The sequence below is a fragment of the Maribellus luteus genome (genome assembly GCF_003576475.1).
Lineage (GTDB): Bacteria > Bacteroidota > Bacteroidia > Bacteroidales > Prolixibacteraceae > Draconibacterium > Draconibacterium luteum.
Map to the genome: position 1 here is coordinate 71,344 of NZ_QWGR01000021.1, position 7,070 is coordinate 78,413.

The 7,070-nt window shown below is 42.7% G+C and carries 8 protein-coding genes and 1 pseudogene; 8 read left to right on the top strand and 1 reads right to left on the bottom strand.

The genetic code is table 11. The annotated features are described in order from the left end of the window. The first annotated feature begins 2 nt into the window (after positions 1-2). The 8 genes from D1614_RS22105 to D1614_RS22140 all read left to right on the top strand — a co-directional run bounded on the left by D1614_RS22105 (position 3) and on the right by D1614_RS22140 (position 6,345). Entirely contained in the window at positions 3-377 is a 375-nt protein-coding gene (locus D1614_RS22105; RefSeq protein ID WP_119440175.1) for a four helix bundle protein, read from the top strand. Positions 378-412: 35 nt separating this feature from the next. Then, positions 413-1,315, top strand: a complete 903-nt coding sequence (locus D1614_RS22110) for an ABC transporter ATP-binding protein (protein ID WP_119440176.1) — start codon at positions 413-415, stop codon at positions 1,313-1,315. 80 nt (positions 1,316-1,395) lie between these two features. Beyond that, complete coding sequence (locus D1614_RS22115) at positions 1,396-1,770, top strand: four helix bundle protein (protein ID WP_119440177.1); 375 nt, start codon at positions 1,396-1,398, stop codon at positions 1,768-1,770. 34 nt (positions 1,771-1,804) lie between these two features. Beyond that, positions 1,805-2,530 (top strand): ABC transporter ATP-binding protein, encoded by a 726-nt coding sequence (locus tag D1614_RS22120; RefSeq protein ID WP_119440178.1) that lies wholly within the window; start codon positions 1,805-1,807, stop codon positions 2,528-2,530. A 72-nt stretch (positions 2,531-2,602) separates the two neighbouring features. Continuing rightward, entirely contained in the window at positions 2,603-3,709 is a 1,107-nt protein-coding gene (locus tag D1614_RS22125) for an ABC transporter permease (protein WP_119440179.1), read from the top strand. Between the two features lie 77 nt (positions 3,710-3,786). After that, positions 3,787-4,137 (top strand): four helix bundle protein, encoded by a 351-nt coding sequence (locus tag D1614_RS22130; protein ID WP_119440180.1) that lies wholly within the window; start codon positions 3,787-3,789, stop codon positions 4,135-4,137. Positions 4,138-4,180: 43 nt separating this feature from the next. Then, entirely contained in the window at positions 4,181-5,299 is a 1,119-nt protein-coding gene (locus tag D1614_RS22135; protein WP_119440181.1) for an ABC transporter permease, read from the top strand. 272 nt (positions 5,300-5,571) lie between these two features. Continuing rightward, positions 5,572-6,345 carry a class I SAM-dependent methyltransferase gene (locus D1614_RS22140; protein ID WP_119440182.1) on the top strand — a complete coding sequence of 258 codons (774 nt, stop codon included), beginning with the start codon at positions 5,572-5,574 and terminating at the stop codon, positions 6,343-6,345. A gap of 71 nt (positions 6,346-6,416) precedes the next feature. Here D1614_RS22140 and D1614_RS22145 read toward each other — a convergent pair. After that, a pseudogene (locus D1614_RS22145) lies at positions 6,417-6,986 on the bottom strand (MarC family protein); the annotation flags it as partial. Positions 6,987-7,070 lie beyond the last annotated feature (84 nt).

Consider the following 7,070-nt stretch of genomic DNA (forward strand, 5'->3'; position numbering starts at 1 on the left):
GTATGGATTTCAAAGAGTTAATCGTTTATCAAAAAGCATTTAAACTTGCTATGGATATTTTTGAGGTTTCAAAATCATTTCCCAAAGAAGAAACCTACTCTCTTACCGATCAAATACGCAGATCTTCAAGATCAACATGTACCAATATTGCCGAGGCTTACCGAAAGAGACGTTATCCGAAACATTTCCTGAGCAAACTAACGGATTCGGATGGTGAAAACAGCGAAACAGCTTCATGGCTCGATTTTGCCCTCGCCTGCAAATATTTAGACGCCGAAATACACAAAAGCTTTTACAATGAATGTGTTGAAATTGGCAAACTATTGAACTTCATGATGAATAACCCGGAAAAATTTGGAAGCAGTAAAGACTTCTGACTGAAAACTGAGACTGAGACTGAACACTAGCAAGAATGATAGAGATTAAAAACATATCAAAATACTACAACGACATTCAGGCGCTGAAGGAAATTTCGCTGACCGTTGAGAAAGGGGAACTTTTTGGATTGATTGGTCCCGACGGCGCGGGAAAAACCACCCTTATGCGTATTCTGATGACTTTGCTCCTGCCCGATTCCGGCGAAGCAAAAATGAACGATCTGCATGTAGTGAAAGATTTCAAAAAAATAAGGCACATTGTAGGCTACATGCCCGGCCGGTTTTCGCTGTACCAGGATTTGAGCGTAGAAGAAAACCTTCACTTTTTTGCCACCGTATTTGGAACGACGATCGAAGAAAACTACGACCTCATTCGCGATATTTATTACCAGATTGAGCCTTTTAAAAACCGGCGGGCCGGTAAACTTTCCGGCGGAATGAAACAAAAACTCGCCTTATCGTGTGCGCTGATTCACAAACCCAAAATCCTGATTCTGGACGAACCCACAACCGGTGTGGATGCGGTTTCGCGAAAAGAATTCTGGGAAATGCTGAAAGCACTGCAACAAAAAGAAATTACCATTTTAGTATCAACTCCTTACATGGACGAGGCTTCGCTTTGCGACCGTGTTGCGCTGATTCAGAAAGGAACGATTCTGGATGTTGACTCTCCTTCGAGGATCACCGAAAAATTCCCGAGAAAAATTATCCAGGTGCATTCCGAAGACATGTTCCGCCTGATACAGGATTTGAGATCGTTTCCCAAAGCGGAATCAGTGTTTGCATTTGGACAGTTTGTGCATTTTACCGGCGTAGACGACGAAGTGGAAATAAGCGAACTCGACAAATTTCTGACCGACCGGAAGCACCGCCATGTAATCGTAGAAGAGATACATCCCGGAATTGAAGATGTGTTTATGAGTTTACAATCGCTGTGAGCAATTGCAGCTGATAGTCACAGTTTACAGTCGCAGTATTCAGTCTCAGTTGACAGATGAGTAACAAAAATTAAAAGAGTATGGATTTCAAAGAGCTAATCGTTTATCAAAAAGCATTTAAACTTGCTATGGATATTTTTGAGATTTCAAAATCATTTCCCAAAGAAGAAACCTACTCTCTTACCGATCAAATACGCAGATCTTCAAGATCAACATGTACCAATATTGCCGAGGCTTACCGAAAGAGACGTTATCCGAAACATTTCCTGAGCAAACTAACGGATTCGGATGGTGAAAACAGCGAAACAGCTTCATGGCTCGATTTTGCCCTCGCCTGCAAATATTTAGACGCCGAAATACACAAAAGCTTTTACAATGAATGTGTTGAAATTGGCAAACTATTGAACTTCATGATGAATAACCCGGAAAAGTTTGGAAGCAGTAAAGACTTCTGACTGAAAACTGCGACTGAGACTGAAAACTAAAGAAATGAAAGCAGATACAATAATAACAGTCAAAAACCTCGTCAAGAAATTCGGAGCGTTTACAGCAAACGACAACCTTACTTTTGATGTGTACAAGGGCGAGATTTTCGGTTTTCTGGGAGCAAACGGTGCCGGGAAAACCACTGCCATCCGGATTTTGTGCGGGCTCTCCACTCCTACTTCCGGCGACATAAAAATTGCCGGTTACGACATTTACCGCGAAACCGAGAAGATCAAAAAAAATATCGGCTACATGAGCCAGAAGTTTTCGTTGTACGAAGACCTGACTGTTTCAGAAAATATCCGATTGTATGCAGGTATTTATGGTATTCCTTCTAAAAAAGCAAAGGAAAAAGAAGCCGAACTGCTGGAGAAACTGGAAATGGAAAGCGCCCGAAAAAAACTGATTGCCGGATTACCGCTGGGCTGGAAGCAAAAACTGGCATTTTCGGTGGCCATTTTCCACGAACCTAAAATTGTTTTTCTCGACGAGCCCACCGGCGGAGTGGATCCTGTGACCCGCAGAAAATTCTGGGACCTGATTTACGAGGCTTCAAACAACGGAATTACCGTGTTTGTAACCACCCACTACATGGACGAGGCTGAATATTGCAACCGCGTTTCCATTATGGACGCCGGCAAAATTGAAGCGCTCGACACCCCCGGAAAACTAAAGGAAAGATACAATGCAAAAAATATGGATGAAGTGTTTTTAAAAATAGCAAGATAGCTACTAGCCACAAGCTGCGAGTCTCAAGAAAAAAAGCTTGCAGCTTGTAGCTAGAAGCTAAAAAATAAAAAAATGAAACAACTCAAATCATTTATACAAAAGGAATTTTTCCACATTTTTCGCGACCCGCGAACGATGATGGTACTCTTCTTTATCCCGATTGCACAACTGCTGATATTCGGAACCGTTATTAAAAACGAAATACAGGACGTACACATTGCGATTTACGACCAGGCCAAAGATGAAACCACGCAGAAAATAACCAACAAAATTCTTTCATCGGGCTATTTCATTCTGGAGAAAAACCTGGAAAACCTCAACGATATTGAGTCTGTTTTCCGTCTGGGAAAAGTAAAAGAGGTGATTGTTTTTGAAAGCAACTTTGGCGAAAAACTCACAAAAGAAGGCAAAGCCAATGTACAACTGATCGCCGATGCATCGGATCCGAACATGGCCCGGCTCGCCATTTCCTACACCTCCGGAATTATCAACGACTACGTTAAAAAAATGCACCCAAATCTTCAACTGCCCCTGCAGATTGAACCCGAAGTACGCATGTATTTCAACGAAGAAATGAAAAGCGCCTATATGTTTGTTCCGGGAGTAATGGCACTGATCCTGATGCTGATTTCGGCTATGATGACTTCCATTTCCATCACCCGCGAAAAAGAACTGGGAACGATGGAAATCCTGCTGGTTTCTCCCCTTCGGCCCATGCAAATCATTATCGGGAAAGTATTGCCTTATCTACTGTTATCCATTGCCAATGCCTTTGTGATAGTTCTAATGGGGCGCTTTGTTTTTGGAGTTCCTATTCTCGGAAGCTTTACCTTGCTCATGCTCGAAACCATTCTTTTTATTGCCATGGCGCTTTGCCTGGGTATCTTCATCTCCACCGTTGCCAAAAGCCAAATGACGGCCATGTTTATTTCCATGATTGTGTTGATGTTGCCAACCATTCTTCTCTCGGGCTTTATTTACCCGATTGAAAACATGCCCAAAGTATTGCAGGTGGTCAGCCACATTATGCCCGCGAGGTATTTCATTTCCATCATCCGCGCCATCATGTTAAAAGGAACCGGAATCCTGTTTGTTTGGCAGGAAACAGCCGTTTTAATCGGCATGACCTTGTTCTTTATTGCACTGAGTGTGAAGAAGTTTAAAATTCGGCTTGAATAGCAAACGAGCTTCGAGCCACGAGCTTTGAGCTTCGAGTAATTAGATGCAAATACCAGAATAGCCTTAAAATACTGAATATGAAAAACTTTAAGAATTTAAAAGTATGGCAAAACGGAGTCGATTTAGTTGTAAACGTTTATAAAAGCATTGAAAATTTTCCGAAAGATGAAGTGTATGGATTAACCGGGCAAATAAAACGCTCTGCCATCTCCATTCCTTCAAACATAGCGGAAGGTGCAGGTCGTAATTCAGACAAAGACTTCAATCGTTTTTTAGATGTTGCTCTCGGGTCTTCTTTTGAACTGGAAACACAACTAATTATAGCGAACAAGCTTAACTTCTTAAATGACGAAAAATTTAGTCAACTGGACAGCAAATTAGACGAAGAACAAAAAATGCTTATCGGACTACAGAAAAGCCTTAAATAAAAAACGAGCTTGTGGCTCGCAGCTCATAGCTCACAGCTAAATTATGCGTACAATAAAATACATATTACAAAAAGAATTCCGGCAGATATTCCGGAACCGCACCATGTTGCCGATGATTTTTGGAGTGCCGCTGCTGCAAATGCTGGTGCTTGTTTTTGCGGCCACTTTCGACATGAAAAAGATCGACATGGTGGTGGTGGACAAAGACCTTTCGGAAACCTCGCGCGAATTGATTGCCAAATTCGACGGCATCCCGTTTTTCCATCTCGAAACCGCTGTTCCGGATGAAACTTTTGGAGAAGAAATGCTGCTGACCGACGATGCGGATGTGGTGCTGGTAATCCCTCCCAGCCTGGAACGCAACCTGGTACGCGACGACAAGGCCCAAATTCAACTGCTGGTAAATGCCATCGACGGAAATACCGCACAACTTATATTTTCATACTCCGCCCAAATAATCGGCAACTTCAATAAAAACCTGGTGGCAGAATGGAAAGGACTTCCCAAGTTTACGCCGCCAACCGAAATTGCGATTACCGAAAACTACTGGTACAATTCGGAACTCGATTACAAGTGGTACATGGCTCCGGGAATCCTGGCGATACTGGTAACCATTATCGGAATGTTTATGTCGGGGATGAACCTGGTGCGCGAAAAAGAAGTGGGAACCATTGAACAGCTCAATGTAACACCGGTAAAAAAATACCAGTTTATCATCGGTAAGCTCGTTCCTTTCTGGCTCATTGCCCTTTTCGATCTTGCGTTCGGACTGTTCATCGCCTGGCTCGTTTTCGACCTCCCGATTGTTGGCAGTCTTTGGCTGCTCTTTGGCTTGGCCAGCGTTTACCTGATCAGTGTGCTCGGCCTTGGGCTTTTTATCTCAACCGTTAGCGACACGCAGCAACAGGTAATGTTCATCAGCTTTTTCTTTATGATGATCTTTATTCTGATGGGCGGAATTTTCACCCCCGTTGAAAGTATGCCGCATTGGGCGCAAATGCTCGACCGCGCCAATCCCATTTATTACTTTATGCGGATTATGCGGCACGTGGTACTCAAAGGTTCCGGCTTTTTTGATCTGCTGGAAGAATTTGTTTCACTACTCGTACTGGGAACCATTTTTCTGAGCCTGGCCATTTGGAGATATCGGAAAACAGCCTGATAAATGGCTTCAATCTTAACATAAGAAAACCAGGAAAAAGAAATATTTAACAAAAGATATTTTTATCTTTGCTGCGTCTAAAAACATTGGATGTCTAAAATTAAGAAGGATTTGGTGAAGTAAATAACTTTGGAGTTTTTCCAAGGTTATCCCTTATTTGAACCCGGACTTATTCCTGTTCGGAGTGTTTTTCATTTTTATATTTCATAAACAACCGAAGCAATCATTTAGTAAAAAACGTATGCTTCATATACACATTAATTTTAGACACCATGAGTAACGAAAATAAATCAATCCACGAATTCGACTTACAACTTATCTGCGAGTATTTCACCCACGTAGAACGCCAGGGCCCGGGCAGCCCCGAAGTAACTCTGAAAGCCCTGAGTTTTGTTGAAGGCCTAACTCCCGAATCGCGCATGGCCGATATCGGTTGCGGAACCGGCGGCCAGACAATGGTTTTGGCAGCGCATACTTCAGGACAGATTACCGGGGTTGACCTCTTTCCCCAATTTATTGATCTGTTCAACGCAAACGCACGCAAAACCAAGGTTCAGAACCGCGTAAAAGGCTCCATTGGCTCCATGGACAATCTTGCGTTTCAGAACGAGGAACTGGATCTGATCTGGTCGGAAGGCGCCATTTACAACATTGGCTTTGAACGGGGACTCAACGAATGGCGAAAGTTTCTGAAAACCGGCGGATACATCGCCGTTTCAGAAGTTTCTTGGTTTACGGATGAACGGCCAGGCGAAATCGAGGATTTCTGGATGGATGCTTACCCGGAAATAGATACGATCCCGAAAAAAGTTGCCCAAATGCAGAACGCCGGTTACATTCCGGTAGCTACTTTTATTCTGCCCGACAACTGCTGGACCGAGCATTTCTACGCACCTCAAGAAGCTGCTGACGAAATCTTCCTGAAAAAGTACGCCGGGAACAAAACAGCCGAAGAATTTATTGCCAACCAACGGCACGAAAAGCAACTGTACCACAAATACAAGGCTTTTTACGGCTATGTATTTTACATTGGTAAGAAGATCTAAGAATATAATACGAGGATTGTTCTGAATCATCAGGACAATCCTTTTTTCTACTTATTAAGTACTGTACGAAACTACGTTGCAAGACCAAACCCCAGCTTTATTCCTTCTATCAGCATTCCACTTCCAATAATGGCAAGGATAAGTCCCATAATTTTCCCGATAACCGCAATTAAGTTTTGCCCCACTTTCTTAACAATCACCTCACTTAGGGTAAAAGCCAGGTAGGTTAAATAAATGATCAAGGCAAACAAAATAATAACAATAGCAATGTGCAGGAAATTGGCTTTTGTAACAAAATTCATGGCCGTAACAATGGTTCCGGGTCCAGCCAATATGGGAATGGCCAGCGGGGAAATGGCAATGCTACCTTCCTCTTCCTTACTTTCTGCGTTGTGTACTTTCGACTTCTGCGACATAAGCATTTCAAAACCAATGTAAAAAATCAGAATTCCACCGGTGATTTTAAACGCAGGAATGGTTATCCCAAAAAGCTGGAAAATGTATTTCCCCATTATTACAAATGTTGCTACGATAATAAATGCCGTAACAGTGGATGTTTTGGCTATTCTACGTTTTGCTTTTTCATCTTCACCTTCCACAAGACCTAAAAAAATAGGCGTATTGGCAAGTGGATTCATAACGGCAAAGAGTCGAGTAGGTAAAGGGGAATCACACCCCTAAACCTCTCACAGAACCGTACGTGATAGTCTCCCATCATACGGCTC

Coding starts and splice junctions, on each gene's coding strand:
- D1614_RS22105 (WP_119440175.1), top strand. CDS start 3: ATGGATTTCAAAGAGTTAATCGTTTATCAAAAAGCATTTAAACTTGCT.
- D1614_RS22110 (WP_119440176.1), top strand. CDS start 413: ATGATAGAGATTAAAAACATATCAAAATACTACAACGACATTCAGGCG.
- D1614_RS22115 (WP_119440177.1), top strand. CDS start 1,396: ATGGATTTCAAAGAGCTAATCGTTTATCAAAAAGCATTTAAACTTGCT.
- D1614_RS22120 (WP_119440178.1), top strand. CDS start 1,805: ATGAAAGCAGATACAATAATAACAGTCAAAAACCTCGTCAAGAAATTC.
- D1614_RS22125 (WP_119440179.1), top strand. CDS start 2,603: ATGAAACAACTCAAATCATTTATACAAAAGGAATTTTTCCACATTTTT.
- D1614_RS22130 (WP_119440180.1), top strand. CDS start 3,787: ATGAAAAACTTTAAGAATTTAAAAGTATGGCAAAACGGAGTCGATTTA.
- D1614_RS22135 (WP_119440181.1), top strand. CDS start 4,181: ATGCGTACAATAAAATACATATTACAAAAAGAATTCCGGCAGATATTC.
- D1614_RS22140 (WP_119440182.1), top strand. CDS start 5,572: ATGAGTAACGAAAATAAATCAATCCACGAATTCGACTTACAACTTATC.